Below are 17,429 nucleotides of genomic sequence, written 5' to 3'. Positions count from 1 at the left end.
TTCAGATCAAATGTGGGGGCGGGCTTGCTCGCGAAAGCGGTCTTAACGGCTCAGATACATCCGGGTAGTCAGCAGATAAACCGGCAACCCCGACACCAAAATCAACAACGCCGCATAAGGCGCCGCCGCCGCAAACTCCACATTCGCGGTATGCGCCCAGACTTCCGTCGCCAGGGTATTGAGCCCGGTCGGACTCAACAGCAGCGTCGCCGTCAGTTCCTTCATCGCGTCCAGAAACACCAGCGCAAACGCTGCGCCCAGCGCCGGGAAAATGATCGGCAAGGTCACCCGACAAAACGCACTGAAAGACGTTGCGCCCAGCGTGCGCGCAGCCTCTTCCAGTTGCGGCGCAGCCTTGTTCAGCGCCGTACGAATCGGCGCCTGAGCCAGCGGCAAAAACAGCAACGCATAGGCGATCAGCAACAATGCCGAAGTCTGGTACAGCACGGGCACATAGTGCAGGGCGAAATACACCAACGTCAGTGCGATCACCAGTCCTGGCAGAGCATGCAGCAGATACGGCAAGCGTTCGGCCCAGATCGCCAATTGGCCCTTGTGGCGCACCACCAGCAATCCCACCGGCACTGCCAACACCAGGCACAGCGCCGCGCCGCCCAGTGACAACGCCAGGGAGGAGAGCAGCGCCTCGCTGATCGCCGCCACCGGGAATGCTGCCGACGAACCCACTGCTAGCCAGTACGCCAGCATCCCGAGCGGAATACCGCTGCCGATGATCGCCAGCGCCAGGCAATAAAGTTGTCCGGCGGCAGCCCAAGGCCCCAGCCGGACCTGTTCCGCATGCCGGGCCGCGCCCTGACCGGTACGCACGTGTCGGCCCTTGCCGCGTACGCGCAGTTCCAGCCACAACAGCATCAGACACAGCGCCAGCAACACGGCGGAAAGCATCGCCGCATTCGCGTTACTGAATTCCAGTTCGAACTGTTGATAGATTGCGGTGGTAAACGTCTGCAGGCCGATGATCGATAGAGCACCGAACTCCACCAGCATGTGCAGCGCGATCAGCAGCGAGCCGGCGAGCAGTGATGGCCAGAGCAGCGGCAGGGTAATTCTGAAAAACACGCCCCAGCGATTCTGCCCCAGTGTGCGGGCGGACTCTTCGAGGGAGGGATCGAGATTGCGCAGGGTCGCCGCGACCGGCAGAAAGATCAGCGGATACTTGGACAGGGTCATCACCAGGATCGCCCCGCCCAAGCCTTCGAAATGAGCACTCAGTGAGACCCAGGTAAAGCTGCTGACAAACGCCGGTACCGCGAACGGCAGGCACAGAATCACGCCCCACAAGCGCCGCCCCGGCAAGTTGCTGCGCTCAAGCAGCCAGGCCAGTGACAGGCCGATCACGCCACAAGCGAGCGTCACACCGACCATCAGTGCCAATGTGTTGCGCAGCAGGCCAAACACATAAGGGCGCCACAACAAATGCAGCGCCTCAGCCCAGCCGGCCTGCCAGGTTTTGAGTCCGACATACGCCAGTGGCAACAGGCTGAGCACCACCAGCAGCAAAACCGGTAGCAGCAGCCAGATCGATGGCCGCTTGCGCCGTGGCACGTAACCCCCGCGCGCGACGGGGGCGGATAACGATGCGCTCATCAGTTCAAGCCAACGTCACGTTCCAGGTCCAGGGCTTGCTCGGCATTGCCGAGATCGGCTGGGGTGACCTTCGGTGCCTCAAGTTCGCTGAACGGCTTGAGCCCGCGATCCGATTCCATGCCTTTGTGCAGCGGGTATTCGGCGGTGGTCTGGGTGATCACGCGCTGACCTTCTTCGCTGGCCATGTAAGCGAGGAATTGCTGGGCTTCTTTTGGATGTTTGCTGGATTTCAGCACGGCCGCACTGGAAACAGTGATCAGCCCGCCGACGTCGCCGCCGGTGAAGTAATGCAGTTTCGAATCGAGCTGACCTTTTTCACGCTGCAAGGCGAACCAGTAGTAGTTGTTCACCAGCACGGTAGCGACTTCGCCGTTTTCCACTGCCTTCAATGCAACCATGTTGTTGCTGTAGGTCTTGCCGAAAGCACGCAAACCGGTCAGCCATTCTTCGGCCGCGTCCATGCCGTGCACTTTGATGATTGCCACGGCCTGTTCCTGGAACGCGCCACTGGTGGGCACGAAGCCGACCTTGCCTTGCCATTTCGGATCGGAGAACTCCATGACCGACTTGGGCAGGTCTTTTTCGTCAATCAGCTTTGGGTTGTAGGCGACGACGCGGACTCGCGCGGTGATGCCGATCCAGGTGCCGTTGCCGGCGACGTAGTCTTTGGGCAGAACGGCCAGAGTGGCGGCATCGGTCTGCGCCAGCAGGCCTTGTTCGCCGAGTTTGTTCAGTGGTGGCGATTCTTCGGTGTAGATCACGTCGGCAGGGGAGCGAGCACCTTCTTCGACGACCTGGCTGGCGAGCTGGTTGCTGCTGCCTTTGCGCACATTGACGTGAATCCCGGTCTTGGCTTCGAAGGCTTTGGCGATGGCATCGCCGACTTCTTTGTGTTGACCGTTATAGAGTGTCAGGGAAACCGGTTCGGCGGCTTGGGTGAGGGGAGTGGCGAGTGCCAGGCCGAGCAGGGTCATGGTCAGGCCGCGGCGCAGGGTATTTCGAAACATCATTCGCAAGGTTCCTCACTGTCGCATTGCAAAAACTTGAAACAATGATAAACGATATTGTTTCTCAAGTGCGCCTTGCGGGGCGAAGACGGCTCTGCTAGAGCGGGCTCGGGCGTAACGCTCAACCTGTAGGAGCTAAGCTTGCTCGCGATGGCGATCTCAAGGACGCCATCGCCGGCAAGCCGTGCTCCTACAGAAGGCGCGCAGTGGCTCTCATAAGATTTTTTGAAAGCCAGAAACGCAAAAACCCGCTTTCGCGGGTTTTTGTGAAATTTCAGATCGACTCTGAAATTTGAATTGGTGCCCAGAAGAAGACTCGAACTTCCACGACCTTGCGGTCACCAGCACCTGAAGCTGGCGTGTCTACCAATTTCACCATCTGGGCATAATCTTCAGCGTTGCCGCTGTTGATGTGGCGAACTATACGGAGAGCTTTTTGATCTGTAAACCCCTGATTTAGTTTTAATAATTCAGGGGCTTGGAATGCAAAAAACCCGCTTTCGCGGGTTTTTGTGTGAGCCTTGAAATTGATCTAATCTCAAGCTCGAAATTGGTGCCCAGAAGAAGACTCGAACTTCCACGACCTTGCGGTCACCAGCACCTGAAGCTGGCGTGTCTACCAATTTCACCATCTGGGCATTATCGACAATGCGTCTGCGTCGTCGATGGCGCGCACTATACGGAGCGTCTTTTTAACTGTAAACCCCTGAAGTCGAAAAAACCTGGAAAATTTTACCAGTGGCATTTAATTCAGCTTCGCGCTGTCGATAAAGGGCTTTAGATGGGCTCTCATAGCCTGAAATTTCCCGTTTCATTACGCCTATGCCAAACTAACCCGCATATAGACAAGGTGAAAACTCTCTAATGGCCGATTGGCAGTCCCTCGATCCCGAGGCCGCTCGTGAAGCGGAAAAATATGACAACCCTATTCCTAGCCGCGAACTGATCCTTCAGCACCTTGCTGATCGGGGTTCGCCTGCTAACCGCGAGCAGCTGGTCGAAGAGTTTGGTCTGACGACAGAAGACCAGATCGAAGCCCTGCGCCGCCGCCTGCGCGCCATGGAGCGCGACGCTCAACTCATCTATACCCGTCGCGGCACCTATGCGCCGGTGGACAAGCTCGACCTGATCCTGGGCCGCATCAGCGGTCACCGTGACGGCTTCGGCTTCCTGGTCCCGGACGACGGCAGTGACGATCTGTTCATGAGCCCGGCGCAAATGCGTCTGGTGTTCGATGGCGATCGTGCCCTGGCCCGCGTTTCCGGCCTCGACCGTCGCGGTCGCCGCGAAGGCATGATCGTCGAAGTGGTGTCCCGTGCCCACGAGACCATCGTTGGTCGTTACTTCGAAGAGGGCGGCATTGGTTTCGTCGTTGCGGACAATCCGAAGATCCAGCAAGAAGTGCTGGTGACGCCGGGCCGTAACGCCAACGCCCAGATCGGTCAGTTCGTCGAAGTGAAGATCACTCACTGGCCGACGCCACGCTTCCAGCCGCAAGGCGACGTGGTCGAAGTCGTGGGTAACTACATGGCGCCGGGCATGGAAATCGACGTTGCCCTGCGCACGTACGACATTCCTCACGTCTGGCCTGAGGCTGTGTTGAAAGAGGCCGCCAAGCTCAAGCCGGAAGTCGAAGAGAAAGACAAAGAGAAGCGCATCGACCTGCGCCATCTGCCGTTCGTGACCATCGACGGTGAAGATGCGCGCGACTTCGATGATGCGGTCTACTGCGAAGCCAAACCGGGCAAGCTGCGCCTGTTCTCCGGCGGCTGGAAGTTGTACGTGGCGATTGCCGACGTTTCCAGCTACGTGAAAATCGGTTCGGCGCTGGACAACGAGTCCCAAGTTCGTGGCAACTCGGTGTATTTCCCTGAGCGCGTCGTGCCGATGCTGCCTGAGCAGCTGTCCAACGGCCTGTGCTCGCTGAACCCGCACGTCGATCGTCTGGCCATGGTTTGCGAGATGACCATCTCCAAATCCGGCGAGATGACCGACTACTGCTTCTACGAAGCGGTGATTCACTCCCACGCTCGCCTGACCTACAACAAAGTCAGCGCGATGCTGGAAACGCCGAAACTCACCGAGGCGCGTGAGCTCCGTGGCGAGTACAACGACGTTCTGCCGCACCTCAAGCAGCTTTACGCGCTGTACAAAGTGCTGCTGGCCGCTCGTCACGTGCGTGGCGCGATCGATTTCGAAACGCAGGAAACCCGGATCATCTTCGGGACCGAGCGCAAGATTGCCGAAATCCGTCCGACCGTTCGTAATGATGCGCACAAGCTGATCGAGGAATGCATGCTGGCGGCCAACGTGGCCACCGCCGAATTCCTGAAAAAGCACGAAATCCCTGCGCTGTACCGCGTCCACGATGGCCCGCCACCGGAGCGTCTGGAAAAACTGCGCGCTTTCCTTGGCGAGCTCGGCCTGTCCCTGCACAAAGGCAAGGACGGCCCGTCGCCGAAGGATTACCAGGCATTGCTGGCGAGCATCAAGGACCGTCCGGATTTCCACCTGATCCAGACCGTTATGCTGCGTTCGTTGAGTCAGGCGGTGTACAGCGCCGATAACCAGGGCCACTTCGGCCTGAATTACGAAGCCTATACCCACTTCACCTCGCCGATCCGCCGCTACCCGGACTTGCTCACGCACCGGGCGATTCGCAGCGTCATCCATTCGAAAATGGACACCCCGCACGTTCGCCGTGCTGGCGCGATGACCATTCCGAAAGCGCGCATCTACCCGTACGACGAAGCGATCCTGGAGCAACTCGGCGAGCAGTGCTCGATGAGCGAGCGCCGTGCCGACGAAGCGACCCGCGACGTTGTGAACTGGCTCAAGTGCGAGTTCATGAAAGACCGTGTGGGCGAGTCGTTCCCGGGTGTGATCACTGCCGTGACCGGTTTTGGTCTGTTCGTCGAACTGACCGATATCTACGTCGAAGGCCTGGTGCACGTCACCGCGCTGCCGGGCGATTACTACCACTTCGATCCTGTGCACCACCGCCTGGCCGGTGAGCGTACCGGTCGCAGCTTCCGTCTTGGCGATACCGTTGAAGTGCGCGTTATGCGCGTCGACCTCGACGAGCGCAAGATCGACTTCGAGATGGCTGAAAAAACCATCAGTGCGCCGATTGGTCGCAAGAAACGCGGGACTGAAACCGCTGCGCCAGCTACCAAAACGGCTGCAGAGCCGGCCCCGGCGAAAACCGGTCGTCGTCCTGCCAAGGAAAAGGCTGTCGAAGCCTATCGCCCGAGCGATGCTGCGGCGAAAAATGCCGAATTGCGCAAAAGCCGCGAATTGAAGCAGGCGTTATTGTCTGAAGCGAAAAGCGGCGGTAAAGCGGCGTCTGGGGGAAAGACCGGACGGTCGGCGCCTGACAAGGCTCCCGGCGGCAAGCCAGCCAAACCGAGCAAACACCGTAAAGGCCCGCCAAAAGCGGGTTCTGCTCCAGCCGCCAAAAGCGGCGGGGCGCGTAAACCGAAGGCCAAGTCATGAGTCAGTTGGAAAAGATCTACGGCGTGCACGCTGTAGAAGCGTTGCTGCGTCACCACCCAAAACGCGTCAAGCAGATCTGGTTGGCCGAAGGCCGCAGTGATCCGCGTGTTCAGACGCTGATCGAGCTGGCTAACGAAAATCGCGTGGCCGTTGGCAACGCCGAACGCCGTGAGCTGGATGCCTGGGTTGAAGGCGTGCACCAGGGCGTGGTGGCAGAGGTGAGTCCGAGCCAGGTCTGGGGCGAGGCGATGCTCGACGAATTGCTCGATCGCACCGAAGGCGCACCGCTGTTGTTGGTGCTCGATGGCGTGACCGATCCGCACAACCTCGGCGCTTGCCTGCGTTCGGCCGATGCGGCCGGTGCTCTGGCGGTGATCGTTCCGAAGGACAAGTCGGCGACGTTGACCCCGACGGTACGTAAAGTGGCTTGCGGCGCGGCGGAAGTGATTCCGTTGGTTGCGGTGACCAATCTGGCGCGCACCCTGGAAAAGCTCAAGCAGCGTGGCTTGTGGGTTGTCGGTACGGCGGGCGAGGCTGAACAGAGTCTGTATCAGCAAGACATGACCGGCCCGACCATCCTGGTCATGGGTGCTGAGGGCAGCGGCATGCGTCGCCTGACCCGCGATCTTTGCGACTACCTGGTGCACCTGCCGATGGCGGGTAGCGTCAGTAGCCTCAACGTTTCCGTGGCGACCGGCGTCTGCCTGTTTGAAGCCCGGCGCCAGCGCGTCGTCAAGGCTGCCGGAACCGCCAAGAAGTCCTGATCCAGCGGTAACCCCCTCCTGTGGGAGCTAGCCTGCTAGCGATGGCGGAGTCACATTCAACATCAATATTGAATGTTATTTCCTCATCGCTAGCAGGCTAGCTCCCACAGTGGTTTGTGTTTTGGGCAAATAGTCGTGGCTGTTCAAATAATCACCAATTGCCTTGCACCTCTTCTGTCCCTTCTCTACAATTGCGCCCCTTGCTGTGACGGCAGGCACGCATGTGTCTATCGCAAGCAAGTCCATAAGTGTCATTCACTCCTTGTCTGACCGCTTTTGAGCGGCAGGCTACAACCCGTAAGGAGCATTCATGCGTCATTACGAAATCATCTTTTTGGTCCACCCGGATCAAAGCGAGCAAGTCGGCGGCATGGTAGAGCGTTACACCAAGCTGATCGAAGAAGACGGCGGCAAAATCCACCGTCTGGAAGATTGGGGCCGTCGTCAACTGGCCTACGCAATCAACAATGTTCACAAGGCTCACTACGTGATGCTGAACGTTGAATGCACTGGCAAGGCCCTGGCCGAGCTGGAAGACAACTTCCGCTACAACGATGCAGTGATCCGTAACCTGGTCATCCGTCGCGAAGAAGCCGTTACCGGCCAATCCGAGATGCTCAAGGCTGAAGAAAACCGCAGTGAGCGCCGTGAGCGTCGCGACCGTCCTGAGCACGAAGGCGCTGAAAGCGCTGACAGTGATGACAGCGACAACAGCGATAACGCTGACGAGTAATCCACGGACCTTTTGAGGAGCCTATTACATGGCACGTTTCTTCCGTCGTCGTAAATTCTGCCGCTTCACCGCTGAAGACGTGAAAGAGATCGATTACAAAGATCTCAACACTCTGAAAGCTTATGTATCCGAGACCGGCAAAATCGTTCCAAGCCGCATCACCGGTACCAAAGCACGTTATCAGCGTCAGCTGGCCACCGCTATCAAGCGCGCCCGCTTCCTGGCCCTGCTGGCCTACACCGACAGCCACGGCCGCTGAGACCGGGCAGTCGACACGTAGCAAAGGATTGAAAGCATGCGTGCCATAGCTGAGTTCATCATGCGCGGCCGTATGCAGGCCACTCTGGTAGTGGCCGGATGCGCAACATTGCCGTTGTTGTATTGGTTGGGTGCTGCCGCGGGTTGCCTTGTGCTCCTGCGGCGCGGATTGAAGGACGCCCTGGGCGTTCTTGCTCTGGGACTGCTGCCGGCGTTGATCTGGTGGCTTTACTCCGATGACCCACGGGCACTTCTGGTGCTGCTGGGGTCTTGGAGCCTTGCGTTGGTTTTGCGCGCAAGCGAATCCTGGAACCGCGTGCTGCTGGTCAGCATAGCGATGGGAGTGGTGTTTTCAGTGGTGCTGGGGACGGCTTTTGGTCCCCAAATCGAGATGCTGGCGCAGGCTTTGATAAAAGTCATGCCGTCGCTACTCGGTGATGTCTACCAGAAGTTGTCGGTAGACGAGCAAGCGCATTTTGCGTCCCTGATCGCACCGGTCCTGACCGGCCTGATTGCGGCCTTGTTGCAAATCGTCAGTGTGCTGAGCCTGCTTGTCGGGCGCTACTGGCAGGCGTTGTTGTACAACCCGGGTGGTTTTGGTCGCGAGTTTCGCGCCATCCGATTCCCGCTGGGGCTGGCGATGTTGCTGCTGGCGTTCATGCTTCTGGGACCGAACATCGGTCCACAGATGGCCATGTTGACGCCGTTGTGCAGTGTACCGCTGGTGTTCGCCGGGCTGGCCCTGATTCACGGGCTGGTGGCGCAAAAGCGACTGGCCAGGTTCTGGCTGGTGGGGTTGTACGTCACGCTGTTGCTGTTCATGCAGCTGATCTATCCGTTGCTGGTGGTCTTGGCCATCGTCGACAGCCTGATTGATTTTCGCGGTCGTTCGACGCCGAAAGACGTCGATAGCGCGAACGGTGAAGGTTAAAAGTTAAGAGGATTTTCACATGCAACTGATCCTTCTGGAAAAAGTCACCAACCTGGGCAACCTGGGTGACAAAGTGAACGTTAAGGCTGGTTACGGTCGTAACTACCTGCTGCCTTACGGCAAAGCTACCGCTGCGACCGCTGCCAACCTGGCTGCGTTCGAAGAGCGTCGTGCTGAGCTGGAAAAAGCCGCAGCAGATCGTAAAACTTCGGCTGAAAGCCGCGCTGCCCAACTGGCTGAGCTGGAAGTGACTATCACTGCCACCGCTGGCGACGAAGGCAAGCTGTTCGGTTCGATCGGTACTCACGACATCGCTGATGCACTGACCGCCTCTGGCGTTGAAGTTGCAAAAAGCGAAGTTCGTCTGCCGAACGGCACTATCCGCAACGTAGGCGAATTCGACGTAGCCGTGCACCTGCACGCCGAAGTTGAAGCCACCGTACGCGTTGTCGTGGTAGCAGCTTAAGCAGCACTTGTCGGCTGGTGCCCTCGGGTGCTTGCCGGTAACATCGGGCACGATCCTGTTTACAGGTCGTGCCCTTTGTCTTTCTGCAGTTCCTGATTTTCACATCTAATTCCAAGTGGCCATGAACGATATCTCCGCTCCCGAGCAATACGATCTGCAAACCGCTGCCCTGAAGGTGCCGCCGCATTCCATCGAGGCCGAACAGGCCGTGCTCGGTGGTTTGATGCTGGACAACAACGCCTGGGAACGCGTGCTTGATCAGGTGTCGGACGGCGATTTCTATCGACATGACCACCGTTTGATCTTCCGCGCGATCGCCAAGCTCGCTGACCAGAACTCGCCGATCGACGTCGTGACCCTTGCCGAGCAATTGGACAAGGAAGGTCAGACGTCGCAAGTCGGCGGCCTCGGATACCTTGGCGAACTGGCAAAAAACACGCCGTCCGTCGCCAACATCAAGGCATATGCCCAGATCGTTCGTGCGCGGGCGACGTTGCGGCAGTTGATCGGCATCGCCACCGAAATCGCCGACAGCGCCTTCAACCCGGAAGGCCGCTCGGCTGAAGAGATTCTCGACGAAGCCGAACGGCAGATTTTCCAGATCGCCGAGGCTCGGCCAAAAACCGGCGGCCCGGTGAGCGTGAACGACCTGTTGACCAAGGCCATCGACCGCATCGACACCTTGTTCAACACGGACAACGCCATTACCGGCCTGTCCACCGGTTATACCGATCTCGACGGTATGACCAGCGGCCTGCAGCCGTCTGACCTGATCATCGTCGCCGGCCGTCCATCCATGGGTAAAACCACCTTTGCGATGAACCTGGTGGAAAACGCCGTGCTGCGCAGCGACAAATGCGTATTGGTTTACTCGCTGGAGATGCCAGGCGAATCGCTGATCATGCGTATGTTGTCGTCCCTCGGCCGGATCGATCAGACCAAGGTTCGTGCCGGTCGCCTGGAAGACGACGATTGGCCGCGCCTGACATCGGCGGTCAACTTGCTCAACGATCGCAAGCTGTTCATTGACGATACGGCCGGTATCAGCCCCTCGGAAATGCGCGCACGGACCCGGCGTCTGGTGCGTGAACACGGCGATATCGCGCTGATCATGATCGACTACCTGCAATTGATGCAGATCCCGGGTTCTGGCGGTGACAACCGGACCAACGAGATCTCCGAGATTTCCCGTTCCTTGAAAGCCCTGGCCAAGGAATTCAACTGCCCGGTGGTGGCGTTGTCCCAGCTCAACCGCTCCCTGGAGCAGCGACCGAACAAACGCCCGATCAACTCCGACCTCCGGGAATCCGGAGCGATCGAGCAGGATGCCGACGTCATCATGTTCGTGTACCGGGACGAGGTGTATCACCCGGAAACCGAGCACAAAGGCATCGCCGAGATCATCATCGGCAAGCAGCGGAACGGCCCGATCGGTACGTCACGACTGGCGTTCATCGGTAAGTACACCCGCTTCGAAAACCTGGCGCCGGGCAGCTACAACTTCGACGACGAGTAACGTCAAGGGTGTCCGGTTGATAGCTGTGTTTCAGGCGAACAGGGCTCTGATCGCTGGCTCGGTGTAGCCATAGTTCCAACGCAGCTCGTTATCGACGGGAATGTCGTCGATGGCAAAGAAGGCGTACAGCAAGTATTTTTCCTTGCCTGCGCCTTGGGCTTGAACCACCACATCGAACGGCACGGCTTCGACGTTGTAACCCGTTGTTGCCTGTCGTGCCGGCTTGCCCTGTTCATACTCGAAGAGAGTATTCATTCGGGACAGCACATTGTCTCCAGACAACAGAACGGTAGAGGGTCTGGCGTGGGTGAATAGCTTCCCTGGCAGTACATCGATGAGGAATGGGTCCTTTCTGGCGACACCGACATAACCGGGTATCAATCCTCCCCCATAGACCCCAAGAATCTCCCCTTTAACCAGCGGCTTTTTGTTGCTCACCATGTCTTGCCCGATCAAGGTCCTTTCCTCAGGCATCTTGCAGTCGGCGGCGGTGAATGTACGTAGCGTCAGTTTCTCTTCGTACAGGTTGGCTACGTCTTCGAAGCCCTCCCATTGAATGTAAGGTTTGATTGCCGCGGCCTGGTAGCGGGTACCCCCGTCAGCCGATCTGGCCTGCTGCTGAATTTTTTTGATGCGTAACGGTTGCCCTTTCAAGTCCCTGAGGGGGTAACGGCCGTTGTTGGCGCGATCATAGTTGCCGCGTGTGTTGATGGCCTGTTGAAAGGATCTGATGCTGGACATTCGCTCGCGTTCGGCGGCAGTGAATGGCACAGGCATGATGTATTCGGTGGCGCTGTGATAGCTGCCGCTTGCCTCCTCCGGAATATCGAGGTGCCTTGACGAGCCAACGCCCGGGGTGCCGCCCGGTAAGCCGCTATCGGTATCGATCTCCCAGCCACCCCCAGCCTTTTTCCGCACATAGGGCTTGTACGCTCGATAGGGGCTGCGCGCATCGATGATTTGCCAACCCGGTTTGGCGTATTGCACTTGATAGTACAGGCGGTTTTCCAGCACGTAATACGTGTGCGTGCCACCTTGTAGGGGGCGCTGTTCATAAACGCCATCTGCGCGCAGCGACAGGTTTGTCGGTGTTTCTTGCCGGGCAAAATAGGTATCAAGAGGCACGCCTGGAGTGACGGGCTCGGTAGCCCATGACGCATCAGCTTCTCGAATAACCAAAGGTTGTTTGTGTAAATGCTCAATGACGTTGTTGAGCGCGGTTTTGACACGGTCAGTCCAGCTATTGGCAATGGCAAAGCGCTCGGCTTCAGGCAGGGCCGCTTTGATCGAGGTATAGAGGTCGGCCAATCCATTAAGCGAATTTCCCGCCGCATCGTAAGCCCTGTACTGCGTGCCTACTCGAACCAGAACTCTGCGATGAACGGCTGTGTCACTGCCGACGCTGCTCAGCAATGTGCCGTTGAGAGTTGCATCACGCATTTCGATGTGCACCGAGTCGGCCCAGTCAGGCAAGTGCTTGAGGTTCGTGAGGATGAGTTTGTCGGTGTCGAGCGGGCGAGCCGAATCAAGATAAAGCCCCTCATAAGTACGTGCTGTTTCGACTTCTTTGGAATATTCGGCTGCTTCCTTTTCCATGAGTGGCAGCAACTGCCCTTTCCGCACGATTTGTTGTTTTTCCAGTGTGCTGAGGCTAAGTGTCATTTGTTGCAGATAGCTTTTTGGCAGCGTTGGATACTTGGTGCGAATGTGTTCCTGTATCGAGTTTTCCGGTTGATCTGTCAGCGCATAAACTTTTGAAAACAGCAGAGCTTTTGTTGCCGCAAGTTTGATCTCGAGACACTGCGCCAGGCGCTCTGCGTTAGAGGCAGTGGAGGGCGCCAGCCCTTTGAGCAGCTCACTGAGCTCTTCAGTTTCCAACTGCTCGACAACAGCGTCTGTCAGTTCACTGTTTCTGAGTTGGGCGTAGGTCAATCTAAGTTCTGGCAGTGTTGCATTGGCGGAGTCACCAAAAGCAAAGAGCGTTTCAGTCCCGTCGACTACGGTCAGGTATCGAGTGGTTGGCCAGCCGCTCAGTGCGGTGAGCAGGTGCAGCAAGATGAACGGTGAGTAAGTGCCGGTTTTAGTACCTTTGCTGCGTTCTATCTTGAAATCATTTATTTCCTGCCTCAAATCAAAGCGCTTCAACACATCGGTCAGCAGGGCCGGCGGACGTTGGGTGTTCAGATGAAGTTCAATGAGAGCCAATCTGTCTAATCCGCAGACCAGCAGAATGGGCTCGACGGCTTCTTGGCGGATATTGCGTGCGACAGGGCCAAGACGCCTGATCAGTTTCAACCCATCCCAAGTGCGCGGGTCCTCGTGCAGATGGCGCCATCCGGCGGCATCGTTTTGTACCATCTGTGGTGCATACCCGTTTGGATCAGAAGGGTGTTGCAGCTCCCACTGCCGGGTGGCGATGTCGACCTTTACTTCATAGAAATGGTCTTCCAGTGCTACATAGGTTTTTGCGTTGTGTTTATACAAACCTTGAGCGTTGGGATGGATGTTTTCAGGGAGTTGAAGTGTATTCCGATAGGGCATCAGATCGGGGTGCCAGAGTCGTTCGCTATTGTCGCTCAACCTGATTTTCACCAGGTGAGTGGCGATCCCGGTGGTTTTTATTGCGCCAGCCGTGATGATGCCCAGAGCCGCGGCGTCTGCGACGTCGAGCAGATCATTCAACGCTTCATCGGTATCGTCACGACTCCAGGCGGCAACGCCGTGATAGACCGAGTGAAGTAACTGCAACGCTGTTACCGCCAGCATCACTTCACCGATGACCGGTATGAAGGACGCGGCGAAAAATAACAGCGACTCTCCTGCTGCCTCGAGCTCCTGACGTTTTTTCAAGCTGCCGGCGGTGTTGGCATCTGCCGTGGGGACCGCCAGTACACGTGCATCAGCTTTCAGGTGGGCAATGCGTTGCTTGAAGGTCGTTTCATAGATGTCACCGGCCATATCGACACGCACTAAGGGTTTGGCAAAAGACGGATTACTAAGGCGGGTTTCGCCTGACCACAAAGTGCCTGTGGTCAGCGGCGTTCCCTGGCGCTCAAACGGAATGAAGCGATTGAAGAATTTGCGGTAAGAGGGTGTGTCCAGCTTAATTGCCAAGGCTTTTTGAAGCGCGTTATATGAGTCATATCGTTTGATCGCGTTATCGGGATCATCGGGAATGTAAAGGACGTGTTTGATCTGGGGCCATTTATCCCGAAGTATCACGATGCCCGGAAGGGCTATGCCGTCCAGAGTCAGCTGTGAACAGATCAAGTCCTTGTGGCTGCCGGCGTGGCTCAGTTCGAGTAATAGCGTGTGAAGATCTTTGTTGATGGATTTCTTCATCAGGGCGATGTGGATCGCCGCCTCAAAAGTATTTTGATCGTCGTTCCTGATCAGGGCCTTTATCTGGTTTGCCGAGTGAGTGGCGGTTGTTCCCGCCGTTGCGGAAGGTTCCAGTATTTCGCTGATGTGTCTCTGGTACTGCATGCCGATGTCCAGCTCGCGACAAACCCCGGCGAAGTTTTCTGGGCTGACAGCGCTTTTTTTCTTTTCGACGTACCCGGACAAATAGATGGCCGATCCCGCTTCAAAGCCACCGCTCTGGGCTTCGGAAGGTTCGAAGTTCTGCAAAGCGGCGTCTACAAGCGTTTGTTCGGTGGTTTTATGATGTGTTTTGATCAGCCCCAGGAGATGGGAGTTCTTCCACTCGCGCAGCAGTGTGGATTTTTCAGCGTCCAGCGATCCCAGGTGCCCTGTAAGCTTTTCGCTCAACAAGGATCGGGCAAAGTTCACGGGGTTTTTCAGATCTTCGAAGACTGAGGCCAACGCCTGCCTGGCGGCATTGCTTTTGAGCAGGCAAGCGCGAAACGTTTTGCGTTGTTCGGCGGATCCCTCGACTAGCCAGCCAGGCAGCTTGCTCTGGATGAAACTTGCGTGAGCAGATAGGGCCGCAGGGGTAGGTGCGGGGGCTGTATTGCGTAAAGTCGAATCGTTCAAGGGCGCTCCGTGGCTCTGGATAAGCCAGTCTGATAATTGAAGCGCCAGATTACTCGCGGGTTTTTTGCTTGAAGAATCTCTATGTAGTGACCTGTGACCAGCGAAATGTGCTGTATCGGTCAGGGGGGGCAGGCCTGAGGGTAAAAGCCGACCGCTGTTGTCGGAATTGGTTATTTTTTGTGCTATATTCCGCGCCCGCGATTTTTCATCTCAACACCGGTCATCGTCATGCAAACAGCCAAGCCGTTATTTGACTATCCCAAGTACTGGGCCGAATGTTTCGGTCCAGCGCCATTCCTGCCGATGAGCAGGGAGGAGATGGATCAGCTTGGCTGGGATTCCTGCGACATCATCATCGTCACCGGTGATGCGTACGTTGACCATCCGTCGTTCGGCATGGCAATCATCGGCCGGCTGCTGGAGTCGCAAGGCTTCCGCGTCGGGATCATTGCCCAGCCGAACTGGCAGTCCAAAGACGACTTCATGAAGCTCGGCGAGCCGAACCTGTTCTTCGGTGTCGCGGCCGGCAACATGGACTCGATGATCAACCGCTACACCGCCGACAAAAAAATCCGCTCCGATGACGCCTACACCCCTGGCGGCATGGCGGGCAAACGTCCGGACCGCGCGAGCCTGGTTTACAGCCAGCGTTGCAAGGAAGCCTACAAGAACGTGCCGATCGTTCTCGGTGGCATCGAAGCGTCCCTGCGCCGCATCGCCCACTACGATTACTGGCAGGACCGGGTTCGCAACTCGATCCTGATCGACGCCAGCGCCGACATCCTGCTCTACGGCAACGCCGAGCGTGCGATCGTCGAAGTCGCCCAGCGTCTGTCCTACGGTCACAAGATCGAAGACATCACCGACGTGCGCGGTACCGCGTTCATCCGTCGCGATACCCCGAAAGACTGGTACGAAATCGATTCCACGCGCATCGACCGTCCGGGCAAGATCGACAAGATCATCAACCCGTACGTGAACACCCAGGACACCCAAGCCTGCGCCATCGAGCAGGAAAAAGGTCCGGTTGAAGACCCGAGTGAAGCCAAGGTCGTGCAGATTCTGGCCAGCCCGAAGATGACTCGCGACAAGACCGTGATTCGTCTGCCTTCGGTTGAGAAAGTCCGCGGTGACGCGGTTCTGTATGCTCACGCCAACCGCGTGCTGCACCTGGAAACCAACCCGGGCAACGCCCGTGCGCTGGTGCAGAAGCACGGCGAAGTCGATGTCTGGTTCAACCCGCCTCCAATTCCGATGACCACCGAAGAAATGGACTACGTGTTCGGCATGCCCTATGCGCGCATTCCGCACCCGGCGTACGGCAAGGAAAAGATCCCGGCCTACGACATGATCCGCTTCTCGGTGAACATCATGCGAGGCTGCTTTGGTGGCTGCACTTTCTGCTCGATCACCGAGCACGAAGGCCGGATCATCCAGAACCGTTCCGAAGAGTCGATCATTCGCGAAATCGAAGAGATCCGCGACAAGGTCCCCGGCTTCACCGGCGTCATTTCCGACCTCGGCGGCCCGACCGCGAACATGTACCGCATCGCCTGCAAGACCCCGGAAATCGAATCCGCGTGCCGCAAGCCTTCGTGCGTGTTCCCCGGCATCTGCCCGAACCTGAACACCGATCACTCGTCGCTGATTCAGCTGTACCGCAGCGCCCGTGCCTTGCCGGGTGTGAAGAAGATCCTGATCGCTTCCGGTCTGCGCTACGACCTCGCGGTCGAGTCGCCGGAATACGTCAAAGAGCTGGTGACCCACCACGTCGGTGGTTACCTGAAGATCGCCCCGGAACACACCGAGGAAGGTCCGCTCAACCAGATGATGAAACCGGGCATTGGCAGCTATGACAAGTTCAAGCGCATGTTCGAGAAGTACTCCAAGGAAGCCGGGAAAGAGCAGTACCTGATTCCGTACTTCATCGCCGCTCACCCGGGCACCACCGACGAAGACATGATGAACCTGGCCCTGTGGCTCAAGGGTAATGGCTTCCGTGCCGACCAGGTGCAAGCGTTCTACCCGTCGCCGATGGCCACCGCCACCGCGATGTACCACTCGGGCAAGAACCCGCTGCGCAAAGTCACTTATAAAAGTGACGCCGTAACCATCGTCAAGAGCGAAGAGCAGCGTCGTCTGCACAAGGCCTTCTTGCGTTATCACGACCCGAAAGGCTGGCCGATGCTGCGTGAGGCGCTGACCCGCATGGGCCGCGCCGACCTGATCGGGCCGGGCAAGAACCAGTTGATCCCGCTGCACCAGCCGGCGACCGACAGCTACCAGAGCGCCCGTCGCAAGAACTCGACGCCGGCTGGCAGCCACAAAGTTGCGGGTGAGAAGACCACCAAGATCCTGACCCAGCACACGGGCTTGCCACCGCGCGCCAGCGATGGCGGCAATCCGTGGGACAAGCGTGAACAGGCCAAGGCAGCGGCATTCGCCCGCAACCAGCAGGCGGCCAAGGATCGCAAGGACGCGGCCAAAGGCAAGGGTCCGAAGCCTGCGCGCAAGCCGGTTGTACCGCGCTAAACCTCGCTTGAGCTGAACAAAACGCCAACCTTCGGGTTGGCGTTTTGCGTTGAGCGCCACGGAAAACCGGGGCGACGGGTCGGAAGCTGTGTTGGGGCAACTGGCCTCTTCGCGAGCAAGCCC

At 57.9% G+C, this 17,429-nt stretch carries 11 protein-coding genes and 2 tRNA genes; 8 read left to right on the top strand and 5 right to left on the bottom strand.

Annotated elements, in window-relative coordinates; translation table 11 throughout:
• Nucleotides 1-42: 42 nt before the first annotated feature.
• The 4 genes from DFS28_RS07760 to DFS28_RS07745 form a co-directional block, all read right to left on the bottom strand.
• Nucleotides 43-1,608 carry an iron ABC transporter permease gene (locus DFS28_RS07760; protein WP_111449256.1) on the bottom strand — a complete coding sequence of 522 codons (1,566 nt, stop codon included), beginning with the start codon at nt 1,606-1,608 and terminating at the stop codon, nt 43-45.
• Nucleotides 1,608-2,618: an iron ABC transporter substrate-binding protein gene (locus DFS28_RS07755; protein WP_111449255.1), complete on the bottom strand. Its 1,011-nt coding sequence runs from the start codon at nt 2,616-2,618 to the stop codon at nt 1,608-1,610. The genes DFS28_RS07760 and DFS28_RS07755 overlap by 1 nt, the downstream gene beginning before the upstream one ends.
• Before the next feature lie 295 nt (nt 2,619-2,913).
• Nucleotides 2,914-3,000 (bottom strand) — tRNA-Leu (locus DFS28_RS07750).
• Between the two features lie 166 nt (nt 3,001-3,166).
• Nucleotides 3,167-3,253, bottom strand: a tRNA-Leu gene (locus DFS28_RS07745).
• Nucleotides 3,254-3,479: 226 nt separating this feature from the next.
• Between DFS28_RS07745 and rnr the strand changes: the two genes are divergently transcribed.
• The 7 genes from rnr to dnaB all read left to right on the top strand — a co-directional run bounded on the left by rnr (nt 3,480) and on the right by dnaB (nt 10,778).
• Nucleotides 3,480-6,110, top strand: a complete 2,631-nt coding sequence (rnr, locus tag DFS28_RS07740) for a ribonuclease R (RefSeq protein WP_111449254.1) — start codon at nt 3,480-3,482, stop codon at nt 6,108-6,110.
• A complete protein-coding gene (gene rlmB / locus DFS28_RS07735; RefSeq protein WP_111449253.1) occupies nt 6,107-6,874 on the top strand; it encodes a 23S rRNA (guanosine(2251)-2'-O)-methyltransferase RlmB in 768 nt (255 codons plus the stop codon). The genes rnr and rlmB overlap by 4 nt, the downstream gene beginning before the upstream one ends.
• A gap of 310 nt (nt 6,875-7,184) precedes the next feature.
• Nucleotides 7,185-7,607: a 30S ribosomal protein S6 gene (gene rpsF / locus DFS28_RS07730; RefSeq protein ID WP_003217491.1), complete on the top strand. Its 423-nt coding sequence runs from the start codon at nt 7,185-7,187 to the stop codon at nt 7,605-7,607.
• A gap of 28 nt (nt 7,608-7,635) precedes the next feature.
• Nucleotides 7,636-7,866 carry a 30S ribosomal protein S18 gene (rpsR, locus tag DFS28_RS07725; RefSeq protein WP_002551829.1) on the top strand — a complete coding sequence of 77 codons (231 nt, stop codon included), beginning with the start codon at nt 7,636-7,638 and terminating at the stop codon, nt 7,864-7,866.
• Nucleotides 7,867-7,902: 36 nt separating this feature from the next.
• Complete coding sequence (locus DFS28_RS07720) at nt 7,903-8,796, top strand: hypothetical protein (protein WP_056746335.1); 894 nt, start codon at nt 7,903-7,905, stop codon at nt 8,794-8,796.
• 19 nt (nt 8,797-8,815) lie between these two features.
• Complete coding sequence (gene rplI, locus DFS28_RS07715) at nt 8,816-9,262, top strand: 50S ribosomal protein L9 (RefSeq protein ID WP_003197251.1); 447 nt, start codon at nt 8,816-8,818, stop codon at nt 9,260-9,262.
• Between the two features lie 121 nt (nt 9,263-9,383).
• Nucleotides 9,384-10,778: a replicative DNA helicase gene (gene dnaB, locus DFS28_RS07710; RefSeq protein WP_033055553.1), complete on the top strand. Its 1,395-nt coding sequence runs from the start codon at nt 9,384-9,386 to the stop codon at nt 10,776-10,778.
• 30 nt (nt 10,779-10,808) lie between these two features.
• Here the strand turns inward: dnaB and DFS28_RS07705 are convergent, their stop codons facing one another.
• Nucleotides 10,809-14,774, bottom strand: a complete 3,966-nt coding sequence (locus tag DFS28_RS07705; protein WP_111449252.1) for a dermonecrotic toxin domain-containing protein — start codon at nt 14,772-14,774, stop codon at nt 10,809-10,811.
• A gap of 228 nt (nt 14,775-15,002) precedes the next feature.
• Here DFS28_RS07705 and DFS28_RS07700 point away from each other — a divergent pair, with 228 nt between their 5' ends.
• A complete protein-coding gene (locus DFS28_RS07700) occupies nt 15,003-17,306 on the top strand; it encodes a YgiQ family radical SAM protein (protein WP_111449251.1) in 2,304 nt (767 codons plus the stop codon).
• The last annotated feature ends 123 nt before the right edge of the window (nt 17,307-17,429 follow it).

The sequence above is a fragment of the Pseudomonas sp. 478 genome (genome assembly GCF_003254125.1).
Lineage (GTDB): Bacteria > Pseudomonadota > Gammaproteobacteria > Pseudomonadales > Pseudomonadaceae > Aquipseudomonas.
This window is presented reverse-complemented; position numbering and strand designations above follow the sequence as displayed.

Coding starts and splice junctions, on each gene's coding strand:
- DFS28_RS07760 (WP_111449256.1), bottom strand. CDS start 1,608: ATGAGCGCATCGTTATCCGCCCCCGTCGCGCGCGGGGGTTACGTGCCA.
- DFS28_RS07755 (WP_111449255.1), bottom strand. CDS start 2,618: ATGATGTTTCGAAATACCCTGCGCCGCGGCCTGACCATGACCCTGCTC.
- rnr (WP_111449254.1), top strand. CDS start 3,480: ATGGCCGATTGGCAGTCCCTCGATCCCGAGGCCGCTCGTGAAGCGGAA.
- rlmB (WP_111449253.1), top strand. CDS start 6,107: ATGAGTCAGTTGGAAAAGATCTACGGCGTGCACGCTGTAGAAGCGTTG.
- rpsF (WP_003217491.1), top strand. CDS start 7,185: ATGCGTCATTACGAAATCATCTTTTTGGTCCACCCGGATCAAAGCGAG.
- rpsR (WP_002551829.1), top strand. CDS start 7,636: ATGGCACGTTTCTTCCGTCGTCGTAAATTCTGCCGCTTCACCGCTGAA.
- DFS28_RS07720 (WP_056746335.1), top strand. CDS start 7,903: ATGCGTGCCATAGCTGAGTTCATCATGCGCGGCCGTATGCAGGCCACT.
- rplI (WP_003197251.1), top strand. CDS start 8,816: ATGCAACTGATCCTTCTGGAAAAAGTCACCAACCTGGGCAACCTGGGT.
- dnaB (WP_033055553.1), top strand. CDS start 9,384: ATGAACGATATCTCCGCTCCCGAGCAATACGATCTGCAAACCGCTGCC.
- DFS28_RS07700 (WP_111449251.1), top strand. CDS start 15,003: ATGCAAACAGCCAAGCCGTTATTTGACTATCCCAAGTACTGGGCCGAA.